The following is a 20475-nucleotide window of genomic DNA, read 5'->3' as shown; positions in this document are numbered from 1 at the left end:
CCTATTTGCCTGTTCCAAGCGCTGTTTCAACGCCTAGCCCACACCCCAGCATGACCTCTGCCGCCGTTTCCAAGCTCTTGCGCGATGCACGTCGCATCGTTGTCAAAGTGGGCTCCAGCCTGGTGACCAACGAAGGCCGAGGCTTGGACGAGGGTGCGATTGGCGAGTGGTGCCGCCAAATGGCGCTGCTCAGCGGCCAGGGCAAAGAGGTGGTGATGGTGTCCAGCGGCGCGATTGCTGAAGGCATGAAGCGCCTGGGCTGGACCACCCGCCCAAGCGAAGTGCCGGCCCTGCAGGCCGCCGCCGCTGTGGGCCAGATGGGCCTGGCGCAGATGTACGAAACCAAGCTGCGTGAAAACGGCATGGGCAGCGCCCAGGTCCTGCTCACGCACGCCGACTTGGCCGACCGCGAGCGTTACCTCAACGCCCGCTCCACCTTGCTCACTTTGCTCCAGCATCGCGTGCTGCCCGTGATCAACGAAAACGACACGGTGGTCAACGACGAGATCAAATTCGGCGACAACGACACCTTGGGTGCCTTGGTGGCCAATCTGATCGAAGCCGACTTGCTGGTCATCCTGACCGATCAAAAAGGCTTGTACACCGCCGATCCCCGCAAAGACCCCTCGGCCACCTTTGTCCACGAGGCCCATGCCGGTGATCCAGCCTTGGAAGCCATGGCCGGTGGTGCGGGCTCCAGCATTGGCCGGGGCGGCATGATCACCAAAATTTTGGCCGCCAAACGGGCTGCGGGTTCGGGTGCATCCACAGTGATCGCTTGGGGGCGCGAGCCCGATGCGCTGCTGCGCCTGAGCCAAGGCGACAACATGGGCACTTTGTTGGTGGCACAAACCGCCAAACAACAAGCCCGCAAACAATGGATGGCCGATCACCTGCAACTGCGCGGCTCGGTCACGGTGGATGCGGGGGCCGCCCACAAAGTTTTGACCGAGGGCAAAAGCCTGCTGCCCATTGGCATGACGGGCGTGGCCGGCGATTTTTCACGCGGCGATGTGATCGCCATTCGAGATGAGCAAGGCGCAGAAATTGCCCGGGGCCTGGCCAATTACGCCAGTGCCGAGGCCCGTTTGTTGTGCCGCAAGCCCTCGCACGAGTACGAGGCATTGCTCGGCTACACCGCAGAGCCCGAAATGGTGCACCGGGACAACCTGATTCTCAGCCGCTAACGCTCCTTGGTGCCAGGTGGGGTCAAGTCGGGCCAAACAGGCCAATGCTGCGCAGCTGATCAGCCTTGTGGGTTGGGGTCGAAGCTGGCCCCCGGGGGCAACTCCATGTGCACAGGGGGTTGCATCTCACCATGGCCGTGATCGTGGTCCATGGCTTGATCTCGCTGAGGGCGACTGCCACCGCGCAAATAGCGGTTTTGGCGTTCTTGGCGGGGCAGAAAACGCGCCAACTCGGTCAGTGCCATTTCATAAACGCCGCGCTTGAACTCCACCACCACATCGAGCGGAACCCAATAGTCGTTCCAACGCCAAGCGTCGAACTCCGGGTGGTCGGTGGCCCGCAAATTCAGGTGGTGGTCATGCGTCACCATCTGCAACAGGAACCAGATTTGTTTCTGGCCCTTGTAAAAGCCGCGTGCATCCCGTCGGATGAAGCGGTCTGGCACCTCATAGCGCAACCAGTCACGGGTCCGGGCCACAATGCGCACATGCTCCGGTTGGAGCCCCACTTCTTCGTGCAGTTCACGGAACATGGCTTGTTCGGGGCTTTCCCCCCGGTCAATGCCACCCTGCGGAAACTGCCAGCTGTGGGTTCTGATGCGCTTGCCCCAGAAAACCTGGTTTTTCTGGTTGAGCAGAATGATGCCGACGTTCGGCCTAAAGCCTTCACGGTCAAGCATAATCAACCTCAAATTTTTAAATTGTGTCCATTATGCACGCCGCACCAGCGCTTGCTCTTGGATGTTTCCCTGATGCCCTTGTCTAGTTAGTCTGCCGCGATGAAAGCCTCCCAGTTCCTCATTTCCACCCTGAAAGAAGCCCCAGCCGACGCTGAAGTGGTCAGCCACAAGCTGATGACCCGGGCAGGCCTGATCAAAAAACTGGGCGCGGGCATCTACAACTACATGCCCATGGGCCTGCGTGTGATCCGCAAGGTTGAGGCCATCGTGCGCGAAGAAATGAACCGCGCAGGCGCCATTGAAATGACCATGCCCGTGGTGCAGCCGGCTGAACTCTGGCAAGAGACCGGCCGCTTTGACAAGATGGGCCCTGAATTGCTGCGCATCAAGGACCGACATGGCCGCGACTTTGTGATCCAGCCCACCAGTGAAGAAGTCGTGACCGACGTGGTGCGCCAGGAAGTGCGCAGCTACAAACAGCTGCCTAAAAACTTTTACCAGATCCAGACCAAGTTCCGTGATGAGCGCCGTCCCCGCTTTGGCCTGATGCGTGGCCGCGAATTCACCATGAAAGACGCCTACAGCTTTGACCGCGACATGGTCAGCGCCAAGGCCAGCTACCAGGTGATGGCCGGGGCTTACCGCAAGATATTTGACCGCTTTGGTCTGACCTACCGCGCTGTCGCCGCCGACAGCGGCGCCATCGGGGGTGACCTGAGCGAAGAGTTCCAGGTGATCGCCGCCACAGGCGAAGACGCCATCGTGTACTGCCCCACCAGCAGCTACGCCGCCAACATCGAAAAAGCCGAGGCTTTGGCCCCGAGCCAACCACGCGGCGCAGCCTCGCAAGCCCTGACCAAGACCCCCACGCCCGGCAAGAGCACCTGCGAAGAAGTGGCCGCTTTGTTGAACGTGCCCCTGTCCACCACCGTCAAGTCGCTGGTGCTGGCCACCGACACCCTGAACGAACAGGGTGAGATCGTGAAGTCACAAGTCTGGCTGCTCTTGCTGCGTGGCGACCATGACATGAACGAAGTCAAGGTCGGCAAACTGCCCGGCATGGAAGGCGGCTTCCGCTTTGCCACCTTGAGCGAAATCGAAGACCACTTTGGCTGCAAGCCGGGCTACCTCGGCCCACTGAACTTGAAAAAGCCCGTGCACCTGGTGGCCGACCGCGACGTGGCCGTGATGGCCGACTGGATATGTGGTGCCAACGAGCCCGACTTCCACATCACCGGCGTCAACTGGGGCCGCGACCTGCCCGAGCCCGCCTTGGTGGCCGACATCCGCAACGTGGTCGCAGGTGACAAGTCGCCCGACGGCCAGGGCGAGCTGGCCATTGAGCGCGGCATCGAAGTGGGCCATGTGTTCTATCTCGGCACCAAGTATTCCAAGGCCATGAACGCCACCTTCTTGGACGAAACCGGCAAGCCGCAGTTTTTGGAAATGGGCTGCTACGGCATTGGCGTGACGCGCCTACCCGCCGCCGCCATCGAGCAAAACCATGACGAGCGCGGCATCATCTGGCCCGACGCGATTGCACCCTTCACCGTGGTGGTTTGCCCCATTGGCATGGACCGCAGCGAAGCGGTCAAGGCCGAGGCCGAGCGCATCTACGTCGCCTTGCTGGCCGAAGGCGTGGACGTGATCCTGGACGACCGGGGCGAGCGCCCGGGCGCCATGTTTGCCGACTGGGAGCTGATCGGGGTGCCGCACCGCGTGACCATTGGCGACAAAGGCCTCAAAGACGGCCAGGTCGAGTACCAACACCGCCGCGATACCGAATCCAGCAAAGTGGCTGTGGCCGACATCCTGAGCCATCTCAAGGGGCGTTTGTCCCACTAAGCCGCTCGCCCTGGCCTATGACACGCCCGGTCTTGCCCAGCCGCCGGGCTTGTTTGCTCAGCCTGTGCGGGGCCGTATTGCCCTCAGGGCTGGCGCACGCAGGGCGGCAAATCGAAGAGCCGCTGTCGCACGCCGTGCGCTCGGCGCTGAGCGCTGCGGTTGCGGCGGCACCCCCCCCTGAACCCCTGTTGCCCACTTCCTATGACCAACAGAGCTATACGCAGTGGCAAACGGCCTGCAGCCAACGCCTGTCGCGCTACAAAAAACACCCCATCGAGCGGCAAGAGTTTTTGCAAACCCTTTGGTACGAAGCCCGCCGAGCAGGTCTTCCCCTGTCGCTGGTTTTGGGCGTGGTGCAGGTCGAAAGCTCATTTCGAAAATACGCCATCTCCAGCGCCGGGGCTCGCGGCTACATGCAGGTCATGCCGTTTTGGGCGCGCCTGATTGGTGACGGTGACGACAGTCGCCTGTTTCACATGCAAACCAACCTGCGCTTTGGCTGCGTCATCCTGCGTCACTTGCTGGACCGGGAGCGGGGTGACCTGTTCATGGGGCTGGGCCGTTACAACGGCAGCCGCGGGCAAGCGGCCTACCCCCAAGCGGTTTTGGCGGCGCAGCGCTTGTGGGTGCATCCTGTGGATTGAAGTGAATTAAAAGCATCTCAACAAATTGGCCTGAAGTTTTGTTTTGTGTATTATTGAACTAATACACCAATGCACATGAACTTCGCAATTGCCCCCAGCGACCCCACCCCGATCTACCGCCAGATCGTGGAACAGGTGCGCCGGCAGATTGCCGGTGGAGTGATCGGTCCGGGTAAAGAGCTGCCCAGTGTGCGTGCCGTGGCACAAGAACACGCCATCAACCCCATGACCGTGTCCAAGGCCTACAGCCTGCTTGAAGCTGAAGGCCTGCTGGCCCGTCGCCGGGGCATGGGCATGGTCGTGGCTGACCACCCCGGACAAAGTGACAACGCACAGCGGCAAAGCTTGCTGCGCCCTAGCCTGCAAGCCGCGGCACAACAAGCCCGGCAGTTGGGCCTGACCGCACAGGCTGCACTGGCGCAGTTTGAAGAATGCTTGAAAGAAACACATCAGGAGGAGAGGCAATGAACGAGCCCATCATCAGCGCCCATCGGGTGCATCACGTTTACCAACGCAAAGCCGTGCTGAGCCAGCTCAGCCTGGACGTGCCCGAAGGGGCCGTGTTGGGCTTAGTCGGTCGCAACGGTGCGGGCAAAAGCACCTTGCTGCGCAGCCTGGTGGGCCTGACGGTGCCGGACAAAGGTTTTTGCAAATTGGGTGGCTGTCTCAGCACCGACTTGAGCGACAGCGTGCGTGAGCGACTGGGGTATGTGGCGCAAACCCCGGATTTGTTGGACTGGATGACGGGCGATGCGCACTTTGAACGCATCGGCCGTCTTTATGCCCACTGGGATCAGGACCGAGCCTGTGCACTTGCCGCCCAATTGTCTTTGCCGCTGTTCACCAAGGCAAAAGACCTGTCATTGGGCGATCAGCAAAAACTCAGTGTGGTGCTGGCGCTGGGGCACGACCCTGACATCTTGATCCTGGACGAGCCTGTCGCCAGTCTTGACCCGATGACGCGCCGTGCCTTCATGCGGGCCTTGTTCGAGCAACGCGGTAGCGAGCGCCCGCGCACGGTCATCATCAGCAGTCACCTGCTGAGCGATCTGGAGCGCGTGGTCACCCATGTGGCCTTCATGCGGGAAGGCCGTATCCAACTCATGGACGAATGGGATGCCCTGACCGAACATTTGCGCTTGGTGCAAGTGCACGGCGCAGAGGCACCTCGCGGAGCCATCTTCCAAAGTCGGCATCCAGAGCAGGGCCTGTGGCTGGTGGACACCCGCTTGCCGGGCGCACTCGCCGACGGAAGGGCGCTGAACCTGGACGACCTGTTTCTGGAGCTGAACTCATGAAAGCCGGTATGCGTCGGGTTTCGGGGCTCACAACCGAATCCCCATCTGCACCCAACACATCCGGACGGTGGCGCAGAACGCCCGAGACACTGGTCTGGATGTGGCTGGTGCTGTTCATCATCACGCTGCTGTGGGCGATGGTCAGTCATTCGGCTCCTGCTGAGTTCGTCTTTGTGCTGTGCGCCCTGAGCAGTCTGGCGGCGGTGTGTGTCACCCACGCCGGCTTGCGTGATGCGCACACCTGGGTGCGGCGCGTAGTACCTGTGCATCGGGTGCATCAGCGCATACACGACATGGCCCACGGCTGGTGGGTCTCTGGCTTGTTGATGGGGCTGGCCACGCTGATGGGGGCTTGGGTGTCATTCGGCACCACGTTCGTCAACCAACTGCCGGTGGTGGGTGCTGTGTTGTTGTTGGCGCTCGTCTGGCACACGGTGTGGGTGTGTGCATTGCACGCCTGGTGGGGCGTGGCGCATCCGGTGCACCTGGCCGTGCCACTGCTGGGTGGGCTGCTCCCCGTTTTTTGGCCCGATTCGGTGTGGAGCGCCTGGTATCAAGCATCTTGGGGTGTGTGGTTGTTGGCAGCGGCTTATGGTCTGGGCGCTGCGGTGTGGATGTTCCGTCGGCTATTGAAGGACACCCGCTCGGGGTTGACGTGGCGTCCCGGTCCGGGCGGGCGACTTGATGCATGGTTAAGGCGCTTGCTGGCCCATGCCGGGTTCATTGAGCAAGGTGATTTGGCTGGGAGACCGTGGGGCGCAATCCTGGGAATGGGTGTGACATTTGCACTACTTCCGATCCAACAAATTGGAAGTATTCGTTTGCTGGAGCCTTGGGGCAGTGAGCTCACGTATTACGAACTTTTGCGAATTGGATTTCTCTGTCTGTTTTTGCTGCCCGTGCTTCGCTCCAGTCAATGGCATTGGCGGTATGGGCTGTCGCCTGGTGGGCAAATGCGTCGCCAATTGGGCCTTAACCTGATCACCTCCACCCTGCGATTTGTGGCTTTGTGGTTTTGTCCGGGATGGGCCTTGTTTTATGGGGCCAAGCAGTTTTTCTTTTCTGACCAAAGTGGTTTGCAAATCTTGACCCATCTGGCTTTGTACGTGCCTGCCATGGCCGTGGATTTTTGGGTGGCCACTGCGCTGGCGGTCTGTCTCATGGGCGCATTCAGAACCTGGGGGCGGCTGTTGTTCACCTGCGTTTTGATCTTCTCGCCCGTGGTGTTGATAGGGGTGACGCAGGTGGACAGCCGCTGGGCCTGGTTGCTGCACTGGGGGTATCGCCAGGGCGTCTGGCTGCTCGTCATGACCCTGATCGCGCTGGTGCTGACCTTCTTGGCCCAGCGCATCTGGCGCAAGGCGGACCTCGCTGAGGTCTGGCGCGAGTATGAGGCCAAAACGCAGACCCTCCAGGGCTGAATCCTGGGTCATGTAAGCCATAAATTGCCCGCAAAAAAGCCACCCGAAGGTGGCTGTCTGCAAGGGGCAAGCGTTGATCAGGCCTGGCCGTTGATGACCTGCTGCAGCTCGCCCGATTCGTACATTTCCATCATGATGTCCGAGCCGCCGATGAACTCGCCCTTGACGTAGAGCTGGGGGATGGTGGGCCAGTTGCTGTATTCCTTGATGCCTTGGCGGATTTCGGCGTCGTCCAGCACGTTCACGGTCTTGACCGTCTTGGGGTCCACGCCCACGGCTTTGAGGATCTGGATGGCACGGCCGGAAAAACCGCACATGGGGAAGCTGGCGCTGCCCTTCATGAACAGGGTGATCTCGTTGCCTTTGACGAGTTCGTCGATGCGTTGCTGGGTGTCGCTCATGGTGTTGCTCCAAATGGGGTCGGTGTCGAATGGGGTGAATTATGTCTCTGATTGAAAGTCTGCCATTTTCACAGGGATGTTGCTGTCACTTCGGCATGGCTGCACCCGTGCAGCGCTCGATGCCACCCAAATCGCGGCGCGACTGCACCTGCACCAACCCGGCCTCGCGCAGCAGGGCCTGCACCGGCGCTGCCTGGTCCCAGCCGTGTTCGAGCAGCAGCCAGCCCCCCGGGGCCAAATAAACAGGGGCTTGGGCGATGATCTGGCGAATGTCATCCAGGCCGTCGGGGCCGCTGGTCAGGGCCTGCAGGGGCTCGTGCGTGAGTGCGGCCAGGTGCGGGTCGCCCTCGGCCACGTAGGGCGGGTTGGAGACGATGAGGTCAAAGCGGCCCGTGCGTTGGATGTCCACCGCGTTCAGCCAGTCGCTGGCGATGAATTGCACGCCCAGTTGCAAGCGGGCGGCATTGGCGCGGGCCACGGCCAGCGCGTCTTCGCTGGCGTCCACGGCCCACACCGTGGCATCGGGCCGGGCGTGTTGCAGCGCCAAAGCCACGGCGCCGCTGCCCGTGCCCAGGTCCAGAATGCGGGGCGAGCGTGTTTCTGGGACGGATTCCGGCAGACACGCCAGAGCCCAGTCCACCAGGGTTTCGGTGTCGGGGCGCGGGTCCAGCACACGGGCGTCCACGGCCAGCGTCAGGCCAAAAAAATCCTTGCGCCCGGTGATGTAGGCCACGGGCTCACCCTGCAAGCGGCGCTGCAGCGCGTCTTGCCACGCGGCAGCTTGCACGGGCGTCAAGGTGTCGCTGTCGTGGGCCAAGAGCCAGGCGCGATCGTGCAGCGGGCGTTGCAGGCTGAGCAGCAGCAAGATCTGAGCGTCCACCCGGGCCAAGCCAGTGGCTTGGGCTTGGCGCAGACACGCCACGACGGTCGTTGGGTTTTGCATCAAGCGGCGGCTCCGATTTCGAGCGCGGCCAGCTGTTCGGCAGCTTCGTAGCTTTGCAGCGCATGCACCACGTCCTGCAAATCGCCTTCCATGATGGTGAGCAGCTTGTACAAGGTCAAGTTGATGCGGTGGTCGGTCAGGCGCCCTTGCGGGAAGTTGTAGGTGCGGATGCGGTCTGATCGATCGCCGCTGCCGATCAGACTTTTGCGTTCGGCCGCGTCTTTGGCAGCCCGTTCGGCCCGGTCTTTTTCTTGGATGCGGGCCGTCAGCACCTTCAGGGCCTGTGCCTTGTTGCTGTGCTGGCTGCGGCCGTCCTGGCATTCGGCCACGATGCCGGTGGGCAAGTGGGTGATGCGCACAGCCGAGTCGGTTTTGTTGATGTGTTGCCCGCCCGCGCCGCTGGCGCGGTAGGTGTCAATCCGCAAATCCGACGGGTTGATCTTGATGGCTTCGGCCTCGTCCGGCTCGGCCAGCACCGCCACGGTGCAGGCGCTGGTGTGGATGCGGCCTTGGGTTTCGGTAGCGGGCACGCGCTGCACCCGGTGGCCACCGGACTCGAACTTGAGTGCGCCATACACGCCATCGCCCGATGTGCTGCCGCCGATGCGCACCACGACTTCTTTGTAGCCACCCAGCTCGCTCACTGATTCGGAGACGATCTCGCACCTCCAGCCTTGGCTTTCGGCGTAACGTGTGTACATGCGCAACAAGTCGCCCGCGAACAGGGCCGATTCGTCGCCGCCAGTGCCTGCGCGGATTTCGACAAAGGCCGGGCGGGCATCGTCGGGGTCTTTGGGCAGCAGCATGCGCTGCAGTTCGGCTTCCAGGCTTTGCAATTCGGCGCTGGCGCTGGCCGCTTCTTCTTCGGCCATTTCGCGCAGGTCCTCGTCGGCCAGCAGGGCTTGCGCACTGGCCAAGTCGGCAGTGCGCTGCTGAAAGCGGGCAAAGCGCGAAGCCACGGCGCTGACCTCGGCGTGTTCGCGCGAGAGCTTCAGGAACTGCGTCATGTCGGCCATGATGTCTTCACGGGACAGTAAAAAGTCCAGCTCGGTCAAGCGCACGGCGTAGCGTTCGAGTTGTTGGATGAGGAAGGGTTTCATGCGGGCGGGAACGGTTGGGAGCTTCAATCGCGGCGCTGGCCCGGAGCCGGGGCAGACGCTGCAGGCAGCAGGGACAGCTAAGGTGTCGGCGCGCAAGCCCCGACCAGCCAAGTCAGCCGCTAACGCTCTTTGCGCAAGAAAACGCGCTGCACCGTCTGCATGGTTTGCTCGCGGTGCTCAGGCGCTGCCCCGCGCAGCTCGGCCAGGGCGCCGTGCAGCATCTTTTGGGTCAGGCCCTTGGACAGGGCTTCCATCACGGCGATGGGGTCGTCGCCCCGGGCCAGCAGCTTGCGGGCGCGGGCCAGCTCGGCTTCGCGCCAAGCGTCGGCTTGGTTTTGCAGTTGCTGGATCAAGGGCACGGTGCCGCGCTGGCCCATCCAGTGCATGAAGCTTTGCACACCGGCGTCAATGATGACTTCGGCTTCGGCCACGGCCGCTTGGCGGTGGGCCTGGCCGGTTTGCACGACGCTGGCCAAGTCGTCCACGGTGTAGAGGTAGACGTCTTCCAGCGACTTGACTTCGGGTTCGATGTCACGCGGCACCGCCAGATCGACCATGAACATGGGGCGGTGTTTGCGTTTTTTCAGGGCCCGCTCGACCGCGCCCAGGCCAATCAGGGGCAAGGTGCTGGCGGTGCAGCTGATGACGGCGTCGAATTCGTGCAGGCGTTCGGGCAAGTCGGCCAGGGGCATGACATCGGCCCCAAAGCGGTGGGCCAACAATTCGGCCCGGTCCAGGCTGCGGTTGGCGATCACCATGCCTTTGGGCTGCTTGGCTGCAAAGTGTGTGGCCACCAACTCGTTCATTTCGCCCGCACCGACAAACAGGATGCGGATGTCTTGCAGGTTTTCAAACAACTGGCTGGCCAGGCGCACAGAAGCGGCGGCCATGCTGATGGAGTGGGCCCCGATTTCGGTGGAGCTCCGCACCTCCTTGGCCACGGCAAAGCTGCGCTGGAACAGTTGGTTCAGGGTGCTGCCCAAGGCGCCGGCTTGTTCGGCCGCACGCACGGCATCTTTGAGTTGACCCAGGATTTGGGCCTCGCCCAGCACCATGGAGTCGAGGCCACTGGCCACACGGAACGCATGGCGAGCGGCTTCGTTGCCTTCGAGCAAATAAGTGTGGGCATGCAACTCGGACGCGCTCACGCCGCCCGTTTGGGCCAACCAGCGCAAGGTGTCGTTGGTGGCGGCCTGGTCGGCAGCGCAATAAATCTCGGTGCGGTTGCAGGTCGACAAAATAGCCGCTTCGGGCTCTTGCGAAATGCGTTGGGACAGGTCACGGCGCAGGCCTTGCAAGGTGGGGACCAGTTTGTCCACGGCGAACGCAAACCGACCGCGCAGATCCAGCGGTGCAGTGGTGTGGTTCAAACCCAAGGTCCATACAGCCATGAGGGCCATTATAGGCACGACCTGTCAACTTCGCTTGACACAATCGGTACTGGGAAAGTGGACGTGGTTTTGCATGCACAATTTCAGGTCTGGGGTGTTTTGTCGGCAGTCCAGGCCTTTTGGAGCGAGACTTCATGACGTTTTGGCAATTGGTTTTGCACTTGTTGAATTTTGCCCTCCCCGCTTTGGCCATGGCGATGTTGATGCCTTTGGCCGGGCGCACGGTCATGGGGGTTGGCCGGATCAGCCTGCGCCGCCGCATGGGGGTTCATGCCCTGAGCGGTCTGTTGGTGCTCTTGGGTGGGCTGTTGTTGCACGGGCAAGATGGCAAGATGAGCACTTACATCGCCCTTGTGCTGGTGGCCGCGACGACGGAGTGGCTGCTGCAGCGGGGCTGGGCTGCCAAGTAAGGCCGCAAAGTGGGCCTTGGGTGCCCAAATGTTCAGATGGGGCTGAACAAATCCACCCGGTCGGTGATGATCCCGTCGGTGCCCAGCGCCATCAGATGCTGAGCGGCCCAATCGTCGTTGACGGTGTAGCTGAGGCACCGCATGCCAGCTCCATGAACTTGGGCCACGGTGGCCTGGTCCCAGAGGGCGTAGTTGGCGACCACGGCCACACAGTCCAGCGCCAAAGCTTTTTCAAGCCAGCCGCTCCAGAAGGTGTCGACCAGCAGGCCACGAGGCAGTAGGGGTGCCGCTACTTGTGCGGCCGCCAATGCATCGGGTTTGAAGGACGTCAACAGGGGCGGCACGGCAGCGCCAGTCCACAGACGGGCGGCCAAACGGGCCACGGCCTCGCCTGTGGCGGACTCGGTGCCCGGGGTGGGCTTGATCTCGATGTTCAGCAGGTGGCCATTGGCCAAGCAAAACCTCGCCAGCGCTTCCAGTGTGGGCAGGGCCTCGCCTGCAAAAGCGCGTGAATGCCAGCTGCCCGCGTCCAGCTGCGACAGGGCATGCCAGGGCAGCGCACCGCCAATCCCCTGGCCGTTGGTGGTGCGCTCCAGCGTGGCGTCGTGCATCAAAAACACCATGCCGTCGGCGCTGAGCTTGGCGTCGCATTCAAACATGCGGTAGCCGTGCGCCGCGCCCAAGCGGAAGGCCGCCAGGGTGTTTTCGGGGGCGAGCTTGCCCGCACCCCGGTGTGCGATCCAGCGCGGGTAGGGCCAGGCAGCGCGGCTGAGTTTGGCAGCGGGGTTCATTCGGAGGTGATGCGTTGGCCCGTTTTGGCGTCAAACCAGTGCAGTTTGTCCGCGCGAGGGGTGATGCAAAAGGACTCGCCAGCCGTTGGGGCGGGCAGCGATGCGTCCAGGCGCAGCGTCAGGCTCTCTGTGCCCAAACGGGCGTGTACCAAGCGCTCAGCCCCGAGCAGTTCCACCGTTTCCACCTGCAAAGGCCAACCCGTGGGTGTGATGTCCATGTGCTCGGGGCGAATGCCCAGGATGCGGCCTGCTGGGGTGTTCGGGGCTTGTTGGAGCAAGTTCATGGGGGGCGAGCCGATGAAGCTGGCCACAAAGGTGCTGGCCGGGCGGTTGTAGACCTCTTCGGGCGTGCCGAACTGCTCCATGTGGCCACCGTTCATCACAATCATGCGCTGGGCCAAGGTCATGGCCTCGACCTGGTCGTGTGTCACAAACAGGCTGGTGATGCCGAGTTCGCGGTGCAGTTTTTGAATCTCGAGGCGCGTCTGGGCACGCAGTTTGGCGTCCAGATTCGACAGCGGCTCGTCAAACAAGAACACCTGCGGCTGGCGCACGATGGCGCGGCCCATGGCCACGCGCTGGCGCTGGCCACCAGACAGTTCACGCGGCTTGCGCTGCAGCAGGTGGGAGAGTTCCAGAATGCCTGCTGCCTTGTCCACCCGGGCTTTGATTTCGTCCACTGGCACTTTGGCGATTTTCAGGCCATAGGCCATGTTGTCGAACACGCTCATGTGCGGGTACAGCGCGTAGTTTTGAAACACCATGGCGATATCGCGCTCGGCCGGTTCCAGGTCGTTGACCACGCGATCACCGATCGAAATCGTGCCGCCCGAGATGTCTTCCAGGCCCGCCACCATGCGCAGCAGGGTGGATTTGCCGCAGCCCGAAGGACCGACGATGACCACGAACTCACCGTGTGCGATTTCTGCGCTCAGATCGTGGATGACGGTGTTGGCCTTGGCCCCTTGGCCATAGGTTTTGAGGATGTGAGAGAGGGTGATGGCAGCCATGTGAAGGTATTTATTTTTCCGTATCAACCAGGCCCTTGACGAACCATTTTTGCATCAGGATGACGACCAGTGCCGGGGGCAGCATCGCCAAGATGGCTGTGGCCATGACCACGTTCCATTCGGTGTAAGCCTCGCCAGCGATCAGGCGTTTGATGCCCATCACCACCGGGTACATGTCTTCGTTGGTGGTCACCAAGAGCGGCCACAGGTATTGGTTCCAGCCGTAGATGAACTGGATCACAAACAGCGCAGCGATCGAGGTGCGTGTCAGCGGCAGGAGGATGTCGATGAAAAACCGCATCGGTCCCGCGCCGTCCATGCGTGCCGCTTCCACCAGCTCGTCGGGCACCGTCAAGAAAAACTGCCGGAACAAAAACGTGGCCGTGGCCGAGGCGATCAGCGGCACCGTCAGGCCCGCGTAGCTGTTGAGCATGCCCAAGTTGGAGACCACCTCGTAGGTCGGGCCGATGCGCACTTCGACGGGCAGCATCAGGGTGACAAAAATCATCCAGAACACCAGGTTGCGCAGTGGAAAGCGGAAATACACGATGGCAAAAGCCGACAGCAAAGAGATGGCGATTTTGCCCAAGGCAATGACCAGTGCACTGACCAAGCTGACCCCCATCATCGGCGCTGCCGCTGGGATGCGGCTGCCGGCACTGGTTTCGCCGCCGAACAGGGCGGTTTTGTAGGTCTCCAGCGCATGGCTGCCGGGCCACATGGACATGGGCACCGATTGGGCGATCTCGGCGGCGCTTTGGGTGGAGGCCACAAAAGTCAGGTAAAGCGGGAAGGCCACGATCACCACCCCCAGGATCAACACCAGGTGGGACAGGACCGTGAGGCCGGGGCGTTTTTCAATCATGGGGCGGGCTCAGTACTGGACTTTTTTCTCGACAAAACGGAACTGCACCACGGTCAGCGCCACCACGATCAGCATCAAGATGACCGACTGCGCGGCCGAGCCGCCCATGTCCAGCGCCTTGAAGCCGTCGTAATACACCTTGTAGACCAAGATGGCGGTGTCTTTGCCGGGGCCGCCTTGGGTCGTGGCATCGACAATGCCGAAGGTGTCAAAAAAGGCATACACCACATTGATGACCAAGAGGAAAAACGTGGTGGGTGACAGGAGCGGGAACACGATGGTCCAAAAGCGGTGCCACGGGCTGGCTCCGTCAATGGCCGCCGCTTCCAGAAGGGATTTGGGGATGGACTGCAGCCCCGCCAAAAAGAACAGGAAGTTGTAGGAGATTTGCTTCCACACGGCTGCCACCACGATCAGCGTCATGGCGTGGCCCGAATCGAGCAAGTGGTTCCACTCGATGCCCACTGAGCGCAGGTAAAAAGCGATGACCCCCATGGGCGAGGCGAACATGAACAGCCACAGCACGCCCGCCACCACTGGGGCCACGGCGTAAGGCCAGATCAGCAGGGTTTTGTAGATGGCAGCTCCCTTGAGCACCCGGTCGGCCATCACGGCCAGCAGCAGCGAAATGCTCAAGCCGAAAAAAGCCACCAGCAAGGAAAAAACCGCCGTGGTCTTGAAGGATTCGAGGTAAGTGCTGTCGGCAAACAGGCGCTCAAAATTTTCCAGTCCCACAAATTCGGTGCTGGTGCCAAAAGCATCTTGTGACAGCACGCTTTGGTAAAGCGCCTGCCCGGCGGGCCAGAAAAAGAACACCAGCACGATGGCCATTTGGGGCGCCACCAAAAGCCAAGGCAACCAGCGGGACTGAAATCGAACGCGTTTTTCCATAGGGACAGAGTTTAGGTGGGCCGCAAAAGCTCAAAAAGCAGGGGCGCGTGGCCCCTGCTTTCAAAACAAGACCCGGGCAGATGGCCCGGGAAGTGGACTCACTTGTTGGCTTTTTGGAAGCGCTCGAGCTGCTCGTTGCCACGCTTGACGGCGGCATCCAAGGCTTCTTTGGGCGCTTTTTTGCCTGCCCAAACCTGTTCGAGTTCCTCGTCATTGATGGTGCGGATCTGCACAAAATTGCCCAGACGGATGCCGCGTGACTTCTCGGTGGTCTTGCGGATCATCTGCTCCACCGACACGTCGGTGCCCGGGTTTTGATTGTAGAAGCCCGATTTCTCGGTCATCTCGTAAGACGCCTTGGTCAGCGGCAGGTAGCCGGTGCGCTGGTGGCTCTTGGCCGCTTCTTCGGCCTTGGACAGGTGGGCAAAGAACTGGGCCACGCCCTTGTATTCGTTGTCCTTCTTGCCTGACATGACCCACAGGCTGGCACCGCCAATCACGGTGTTCTGGGGAGCGCCCGCCACATCAGGGTAATAGGGCAGGGTGGAGATGCCGGAGGCGAACTTGGCGTTGCGCTTGATGTTGCCGTACAAGGCCGACGAGCCGGTGGTCATGGCGCATTCGCCAGAGACAAAGACCGCATCGGCCGCGTTGCCCCGACCCTTGTAGACGAACAGACCTGTTTTGGCCATGTTGGCCAGGTTCTCGATGTGTCGCACATGAAGGGGGCTGTTGAAAGTCAGGCGTGCATCCATGCCGCGCATGCCGTTGCCTTTGGAGGCGAACTCGGTGTTGTGCCAGGCCGAGAAGCTTTCAAGCTGCGTCCAGCTCACCCAGCTGGTGGTGAAGGGGCACTTGTGGCCAGAGGCTTTGAGCTTGCCAGCGGCCAGCGCCACTTCAGGCCAGGTTTTTGGTGGCTTCTCGGGGTCCAGACCAGCGGCCTTGAAGGCGTCTTTGTTGTAGTGGAAGACCGTGGTGGAGCTGTTGAAGGGGAAGCTCAGCATCTGGCCATTAGGGGCGGTGTAATAACCGGCCACGGCAGGCACGTAGGCGTTGGCGTCAAAAGTGACACCGGCTTTTTTCATGACCTCGCCCACGGGCACGATGGCGCCCTTGCTGGCCATCATGGTGGCGGTGCCCACTTCGAACACCTGCAGGATGTGAGGGGCATTGCCCGCACGGAAGGCCGCAATGGCCGCCGTCATGGATTCGTCGTAGCTGCCCTTGAAGGTGGGCACGATTTTGTAGTCTTTTTGACTGTTGTTGAAATCCTTGGCCAGATCGTTGACCCACTCGCCCAGGGCGCCGCCCATCGAGTGCCACCATTGAACTTCGGTTTGGGCCTGGGCGGTCATGCTGGCCAGGCCCAAAGCGAGTGCGGTGATGGAGAGTTTGAGTTTCATGCAGGCTCCTAAAAGGGGTAAAACAAGATCAAATCGACCACTTGGTGGGGTCAAGTTGGAAGGCTGTCGGATTGTATTGGGGTCGATTCACGTGTCGAGAGGATTAAATCCATGTGAAAGTTCCATGACAACCCGGGCTTTCCATGAGCCCAGACCCCTGTGTGACAGGTGCCCCCACCGCAGGCGCGTGTTTGTTGCACTGCGGTAACATTGACCCTCAGCCGGTTTGACATTGGTTTCGGGTCTGGCTGACAGCGTCTTCAGCGACGCCTTTGACTGCGCCACACCCATGAATGCACCCACCACGCTCCAACATTTGATGCAAGCCGACGCCGATGCGCCGCGCCTGCGCGAAATTCCCTACAACTACACCAGCTTTTCAGACCGTGAAATCGTGGTGCGACTGTTGGGGGTGTCCGCCTGGGATCTGCTCAACCAGTTGCGTCAGGAGCGTGGCACAGGCCGTTCGGCCCGCATGCTGTACGAAGTATTGGGTGACATTTGGGTGGTCGAGCGCAACCCCTATTTGCAGGACGACCTGTTGGACAACCCGGCCCGACGCAAATTGCTGGTCGAGGCCTTGCAGCACCGTTTGGGCGAGGTGCAAAAGCGCCGCACGCCACAGGCCGACGCGGCCCGCGATGCCTTGGTGGGCCAGCTGTTGGCCATGGCCACCCAGGCCGTGACGCAGTTCAGTGAGCGCTTCATCCGCATGGCCAAGCTGCGCAGCCAGGTGCAAAAGACCCTGGGGCGTCTGACGGCCAAAGACAACATCAAGTTCGACGGCCTCTCGCGTGTGAGCCATGTGACCGACGCCACCGACTGGCGCGTCGAGTACCCCTTTGTGGTGCTGACCCCCGACAGCGAGACCGAAATGGCGGGGCTGGTCAAAGGCTGTATCGATTTGGGACTGACCATCGTGCCCCGTGGCGGCGGCACGGGCTATACCGGCGGCGCGATCCCGCTGACCTGGAAGAGTGCGGTCATCAACACCGAAAAGCTCGAAGCCATGACCGAGGTCGAGATGGTCGACCTGCCGGGCATCGCCCACAAGATACCTACCATCTACACCGAAGCCGGTGTGGTGACCCAGCGTGTGGCCGATGCGGCCGAGCGCGGCGGTTTTGTGTTTGCAGTGGATCCCACCTCGGCCGAGGCCAGTTGCGTGGGCGGCAACATCGCCATGAACGCGGGCGGCAAAAAAGCGGTTTTGTGGGGCACTGCGCTCGACAACCTCGCCAGCTGGCGCATGGTCACCCCCGACGCCGAATGGCTGGACGTGGTGCGCATGGACCACAACATGGGCAAGATCCATGACGCCGAGGTTGCCACTTTTGAGTTGCGCTACTTCAAAGCCGACGGCAAAACCCCGATTCGGACCGAAACCCTGGTGATCCCGGGCAAGACTTTCCGCAAGGAAGGCTTGGGCAAGGACGTGACCGACAAGTTTTTGAGCGGCCTGCCTGGTGTGCAAAAAGAAGGCTGCGACGGCCTGATCACCAGCGCCCGCTGGGTCGTGCACCGCATGCCCACCCACACCCGCACCGTGTGCATGGAGTTTTTTGGCCATGCCCGCGAGGCGGTGCCCAGCATCGTCGAGATCAAGGACTTCATGTTTGCCGAGCAAAAGCGCACCGGCACCGTGATGGCGGGTCTGGAGCACCTGGACGACCGCTATTTGCGGGCGGTGGGTTATTCCACCAAGTCCAAGCGTGGCGGCTTTCCCAAGATGGTCTTGATCGGTGACATCGCCGGGGACAATGCCGACGACGTGGCCAAGGCGACCAGCGAGATCGTGCGCATTGCCAACTCGCGCAGCGGCGAAGGCTTCATTGCCATCAGCCCCGAGGCACGCAAGAAGTTCTGGCTGGACCGTAAAAAGACGGCCGCCATCTCGCGCCACACCAATGCCTTCAAGGTCAACGAAGATGTGGTGATTCCCTTGCCACGCATGGCCGAGTACACCGATGGCATCGAGCGAATCAACATTGAACTGAGCCTGCGCAACAAGCTCAAGCTGTGCCGCGAAATCGAAGCTTTCTTGGAGCGGGGCAACCTGCCGCTGGGCAAACAAGACGACGCCAGCGACATCCCATCGGCCGAGTTGCTGGAAGACCGCGTGGCACAAGCCTTGGCGGTGGTGCGCGAGGTGCGTGCACAGTGGCAAGGCTGGTTGAACGATGTCGACGCGCTGTTTCCTCAACTGCAAGAGCACAGCTTGCGCGCCAGCTGGAAGACACAAATTCGCCCGGCGTTCCAGAACATCTTCTCCGGCTCGGCGTTTTTGCCGATCCTCAACGAGGTCAATGCCATTCACCAGCGCGTGCTCAAAGGCCGCGTGTGGGTGGCGCTGCACATGCACGCGGGTGACGGCAATGTGCACACCAACATTCCGGTGAACAGTGACAACTACGAGATGCTGCAGACCGCGCACGAGGCGGTGGCCCGCATCATGGTGCTGGCGCGCAGCCTGGACGGTGTGATCTCTGGCGAACACGGCATTGGCATCACCAAGCTGGAGTTTTTGACCGACGCCGAGTTGGCCAATTTCACCGCCTACAAAGCCAAAGTGGACCCCGAAGGGCGCTTCAACAAAGGCAAGCTGCTGCGTGGCGCGGCCCTGACGGGACTGGGTGACGATGTGCATGCGGCCGACCTGACGCACGCTTACACCCCCAGCTTTGGCCTGATGGGCCACGAGTCGCTGATCATGCAGCAGTCCGACATTGGTGCCATCGCCGCCAGCGTGAAGGACTGCTTGCGCTGCGGCAAGTGCAAGCCTGTGTGCGCCACGCATGTGCCGCGTGCCAATTTGCTTTACAGCCCACGCAACAAGATTTTGGCCACCTCCTTGCTGGTCGAGGCTTTCCTCTACGAAGAGCAAACACGCCGTGGGATCTCGATCAAGCATTGGCAAGAGTTTGAAGACGTGGCCGACCACTGCACCGTGTGCCACAAGTGCCTGACGCCTTGCCCGGTCAATATTGACTTTGGTGATGTGTCGATGAACATGCGCAATCTGCTGCGCAAGATGGGGCAGAAAAGCTTCCGTCCCGGCAATGCGGCCGCCATGTTCATGCTCAACGCCACCAACCCCGAGACCATCAAGCTGGCGCGTGCCGCCATGGTGGGCGTTGGCATGCGTGCGCAGCGTTTTGTGGCCGGTTTGCTCAAGGGCGTGGCGCGCAAGCAAACCAGCGCACCACCTGCATCGGTGGGCACCGCGCCCATTAAAGAGCAGGTGATCCACTTCATCAACAAGAAGATGCCGGGCAATCTGCCCAAGAAAACCGCACGTGCTTTGCTGGACATCGAAGACAACGACTACGTGCCCATCATCCGCAATCCGAAGGCCACCACGTCTGAATCAGAAGCGGTGTTTTATTTCCCCGGTTGTGGCTCGGAGCGCCTGTTCAGCCAGGTGGGCCTGGCCACGCAGGCCATGCTCTGGCATGTGGGCGTGCAGACCGTGTTGCCACCGGGCTACCTGTGCTGCGGTTACCCGCAAAAAGGCTCGGGCCAGTTCGACAAGGCCGAGAAGATCATCACCGACAACCGTGTGCTGTTCCACCGGGTGGCCAACACGCTCAACTACTTGGACATCAAGACCGTGGTGGTGAGCTGCGGCACCTGTTATGACCAGCTGCAAGGCTATCAGTTCGACAAGATCTTCCCCGGCTGCCGCATCATCGACATCCACGAGTTCCTGCTCGAAAAAGGCATGAAGCTGGGCGAAGGCGGCGCCTATCTTTACCACGACCCTTGCCACAGCCCCATGAAGCAACAAGAGCCCATGAAGACCGTGAAGGCCTTGATGGGTGACAACGTGCTGGAGAGCAAACGCTGTTGCGGTGAATCGGGCACGCTGGGCGTGACGCGCCCTGACATCTCGACCCAGGTGCGCTTTCGCAAGGAGGAAGAGCTGCTCAAAGGCGAAGCCGCCCTGCGCAGCAGCGGTGCGCTGGCGCCTCAGGCCAATGTGAAAATCCTCACCAGCTGCCCCAGCTGCCTGCAGGGCTTGTCGCGCTTTGGTGACGACCTGCAAAACGGCCTGCTCGAAGCCGACTACATCGTGGTCGAGATGGCCAAACACATCTTGGGCGAAGAATGGATGCCCGAGTACGTGAATGCGGCCAATGCAGGCGGCATCGAGCGCGTGTTGGTCTAAGCCCAAAGCGCAAACCGACAGGAACAT

General features: G+C 61.4%; 18 protein-coding genes. 8 read left to right on the top strand and 10 right to left on the bottom strand.

Annotation, left to right across the window (positions count from 1 at the left end; all coding sequences use genetic code 11):
• The first annotated feature begins 50 nt into the window (after window positions 1–50).
• A complete protein-coding gene (gene proB, locus L63ED372_RS12670; RefSeq protein WP_062406277.1) occupies window positions 51–1187 on the top strand; it encodes a glutamate 5-kinase in 1137 nt (378 codons plus the stop codon).
• 59 nt (window positions 1188–1246) lie between these two features.
• Here proB and L63ED372_RS12665 read toward each other — a convergent pair whose 3' ends face one another.
• A complete protein-coding gene (locus L63ED372_RS12665) occupies window positions 1247–1867 on the bottom strand; it encodes an RNA pyrophosphohydrolase (protein WP_062406275.1) in 621 nt (206 codons plus the stop codon).
• 99 nt (window positions 1868–1966) lie between these two features.
• Here L63ED372_RS12665 and L63ED372_RS12660 point away from each other — a divergent pair, with 99 nt between their 5' ends.
• The 5 genes from L63ED372_RS12660 to L63ED372_RS12640 all read left to right on the top strand — a co-directional run bounded on the left by L63ED372_RS12660 (window position 1967) and on the right by L63ED372_RS12640 (window position 7075).
• Entirely contained in the window at window positions 1967–3712 is a 1746-nt protein-coding gene (locus L63ED372_RS12660; protein WP_062406273.1) for a proline--tRNA ligase, read from the top strand.
• Between the two features lie 17 nt (window positions 3713–3729).
• Complete coding sequence (locus L63ED372_RS12655) at window positions 3730–4356, top strand: lytic transglycosylase domain-containing protein (RefSeq protein ID WP_062406271.1); 627 nt, start codon at window positions 3730–3732, stop codon at window positions 4354–4356.
• 75 nt (window positions 4357–4431) lie between these two features.
• Window positions 4432–4824 (top strand): GntR family transcriptional regulator, encoded by a 393-nt coding sequence (locus tag L63ED372_RS12650; RefSeq protein WP_231624496.1) that lies wholly within the window; start codon window positions 4432–4434, stop codon window positions 4822–4824.
• Entirely contained in the window at window positions 4821–5654 is an 834-nt protein-coding gene (locus tag L63ED372_RS12645) for an ABC transporter ATP-binding protein (protein ID WP_062406267.1), read from the top strand. Before L63ED372_RS12650 ends, L63ED372_RS12645 begins: the two co-directional genes overlap by 4 nt.
• Window positions 5651–7075 (top strand): hypothetical protein, encoded by a 1425-nt coding sequence (locus L63ED372_RS12640; protein WP_156343628.1) that lies wholly within the window; start codon window positions 5651–5653, stop codon window positions 7073–7075. Before L63ED372_RS12645 ends, L63ED372_RS12640 begins: the two co-directional genes overlap by 4 nt.
• A gap of 77 nt (window positions 7076–7152) precedes the next feature.
• Here the strand turns inward: L63ED372_RS12640 and grxD are convergent, their stop codons facing one another.
• The 4 genes from grxD to hemA all read right to left on the bottom strand — a co-directional run bounded on the left by grxD (window position 7153) and on the right by hemA (window position 10910).
• Window positions 7153–7476, bottom strand: coding sequence for a Grx4 family monothiol glutaredoxin (gene grxD / locus L63ED372_RS12635; protein ID WP_053171770.1), 324 nt, complete (start codon window positions 7474–7476; stop codon window positions 7153–7155).
• Between the two features lie 85 nt (window positions 7477–7561).
• Entirely contained in the window at window positions 7562–8419 is an 858-nt protein-coding gene (prmC, locus tag L63ED372_RS12630; protein WP_062406261.1) for a peptide chain release factor N(5)-glutamine methyltransferase, read from the bottom strand.
• Entirely contained in the window at window positions 8419–9519 is a 1101-nt protein-coding gene (prfA, locus tag L63ED372_RS12625) for a peptide chain release factor 1 (protein ID WP_062406260.1), read from the bottom strand. The genes prmC and prfA overlap by 1 nt, the downstream gene beginning before the upstream one ends.
• A gap of 119 nt (window positions 9520–9638) precedes the next feature.
• Window positions 9639–10910: a glutamyl-tRNA reductase gene (gene hemA / locus L63ED372_RS12620; protein ID WP_062408096.1), complete on the bottom strand. Its 1272-nt coding sequence runs from the start codon at window positions 10908–10910 to the stop codon at window positions 9639–9641.
• Window positions 10911–11044: 134 nt separating this feature from the next.
• Here hemA and L63ED372_RS12615 point away from each other — a divergent pair, with 134 nt between their 5' ends.
• Entirely contained in the window at window positions 11045–11320 is a 276-nt protein-coding gene (locus L63ED372_RS12615) for a hypothetical protein (RefSeq protein ID WP_062406259.1), read from the top strand.
• A 32-nt stretch (window positions 11321–11352) separates the two neighbouring features.
• Here the strand turns inward: L63ED372_RS12615 and ugpQ are convergent, their stop codons facing one another.
• The 5 genes from ugpQ to ugpB all read right to left on the bottom strand — a co-directional run bounded on the left by ugpQ (window position 11353) and on the right by ugpB (window position 16280).
• A complete protein-coding gene (gene ugpQ / locus L63ED372_RS12610) occupies window positions 11353–12111 on the bottom strand; it encodes a glycerophosphodiester phosphodiesterase (protein WP_062406258.1) in 759 nt (252 codons plus the stop codon).
• Window positions 12108–13121 (bottom strand): sn-glycerol-3-phosphate ABC transporter ATP-binding protein UgpC, encoded by a 1014-nt coding sequence (ugpC, locus tag L63ED372_RS12605; protein ID WP_062406257.1) that lies wholly within the window; start codon window positions 13119–13121, stop codon window positions 12108–12110. Before ugpC ends, ugpQ begins: the two co-directional genes overlap by 4 nt.
• A gap of 10 nt (window positions 13122–13131) precedes the next feature.
• Entirely contained in the window at window positions 13132–13986 is an 855-nt protein-coding gene (ugpE, locus tag L63ED372_RS12600) for a sn-glycerol-3-phosphate ABC transporter permease UgpE (RefSeq protein WP_062406256.1), read from the bottom strand.
• 9 nt (window positions 13987–13995) lie between these two features.
• On the bottom strand, window positions 13996–14877 hold the full coding sequence (ugpA, locus tag L63ED372_RS12595; protein ID WP_062406255.1) for a sn-glycerol-3-phosphate ABC transporter permease UgpA: 882 nt from the start codon (window positions 14875–14877) through the stop codon (window positions 13996–13998).
• Window positions 14878–14975: 98 nt separating this feature from the next.
• Window positions 14976–16280 (bottom strand): sn-glycerol-3-phosphate ABC transporter substrate-binding protein UgpB, encoded by a 1305-nt coding sequence (ugpB, locus tag L63ED372_RS12590; protein WP_062406254.1) that lies wholly within the window; start codon window positions 16278–16280, stop codon window positions 14976–14978.
• A gap of 289 nt (window positions 16281–16569) precedes the next feature.
• Here ugpB and L63ED372_RS12585 point away from each other — a divergent pair, with 289 nt between their 5' ends.
• Window positions 16570–20448, top strand: a complete 3879-nt coding sequence (locus L63ED372_RS12585; RefSeq protein WP_062408093.1) for a DUF3683 domain-containing protein — start codon at window positions 16570–16572, stop codon at window positions 20446–20448.
• Window positions 20449–20475 lie beyond the last annotated feature (27 nt).

Source organism: Limnohabitans sp. 63ED37-2 (genome assembly GCF_001412535.1).
GTDB lineage: Bacteria > Pseudomonadota > Gammaproteobacteria > Burkholderiales > Burkholderiaceae_C > Limnohabitans_A.
Note: the sequence above shows the minus strand (reverse complement) of the source record. Positions and strands in the feature narration are given on the sequence as shown.

What these genes read in the sequence shown, in the direction of transcription:
- hemA (WP_062408096.1), bottom strand. Translation starts at nt 10,910, where the DNA reads ATGGCTGTATGGACCTTGGGTTTGAACCACACCACTGCACCGCTGGAT.
- L63ED372_RS12650 (WP_231624496.1), top strand. Translation starts at nt 4,432, where the DNA reads ATGAACTTCGCAATTGCCCCCAGCGACCCCACCCCGATCTACCGCCAG.
- L63ED372_RS12665 (WP_062406275.1), bottom strand. Translation starts at nt 1,867, where the DNA reads ATGCTTGACCGTGAAGGCTTTAGGCCGAACGTCGGCATCATTCTGCTC.
- ugpB (WP_062406254.1), bottom strand. Translation starts at nt 16,280, where the DNA reads ATGAAACTCAAACTCTCCATCACCGCACTCGCTTTGGGCCTGGCCAGC.
- L63ED372_RS12660 (WP_062406273.1), top strand. Translation starts at nt 1,967, where the DNA reads ATGAAAGCCTCCCAGTTCCTCATTTCCACCCTGAAAGAAGCCCCAGCC.
- ugpA (WP_062406255.1), bottom strand. Translation starts at nt 14,877, where the DNA reads ATGGAAAAACGCGTTCGATTTCAGTCCCGCTGGTTGCCTTGGCTTTTG.
- L63ED372_RS12615 (WP_062406259.1), top strand. Translation starts at nt 11,045, where the DNA reads ATGACGTTTTGGCAATTGGTTTTGCACTTGTTGAATTTTGCCCTCCCC.
- ugpE (WP_062406256.1), bottom strand. Translation starts at nt 13,986, where the DNA reads ATGATTGAAAAACGCCCCGGCCTCACGGTCCTGTCCCACCTGGTGTTG.
- prmC (WP_062406261.1), bottom strand. Translation starts at nt 8,419, where the DNA reads ATGCAAAACCCAACGACCGTCGTGGCGTGTCTGCGCCAAGCCCAAGCC.
- L63ED372_RS12655 (WP_062406271.1), top strand. Translation starts at nt 3,730, where the DNA reads ATGACACGCCCGGTCTTGCCCAGCCGCCGGGCTTGTTTGCTCAGCCTG.
- prfA (WP_062406260.1), bottom strand. Translation starts at nt 9,519, where the DNA reads ATGAAACCCTTCCTCATCCAACAACTCGAACGCTACGCCGTGCGCTTG.
- L63ED372_RS12640 (WP_156343628.1), top strand. Translation starts at nt 5,651, where the DNA reads ATGAAAGCCGGTATGCGTCGGGTTTCGGGGCTCACAACCGAATCCCCA.
- L63ED372_RS12645 (WP_062406267.1), top strand. Translation starts at nt 4,821, where the DNA reads ATGAACGAGCCCATCATCAGCGCCCATCGGGTGCATCACGTTTACCAA.
- L63ED372_RS12585 (WP_062408093.1), top strand. Translation starts at nt 16,570, where the DNA reads ATGAATGCACCCACCACGCTCCAACATTTGATGCAAGCCGACGCCGAT.
- ugpC (WP_062406257.1), bottom strand. Translation starts at nt 13,121, where the DNA reads ATGGCTGCCATCACCCTCTCTCACATCCTCAAAACCTATGGCCAAGGG.
- proB (WP_062406277.1), top strand. Translation starts at nt 51, where the DNA reads ATGACCTCTGCCGCCGTTTCCAAGCTCTTGCGCGATGCACGTCGCATC.
- ugpQ (WP_062406258.1), bottom strand. Translation starts at nt 12,111, where the DNA reads ATGAACCCCGCTGCCAAACTCAGCCGCGCTGCCTGGCCCTACCCGCGC.
- grxD (WP_053171770.1), bottom strand. Translation starts at nt 7,476, where the DNA reads ATGAGCGACACCCAGCAACGCATCGACGAACTCGTCAAAGGCAACGAG.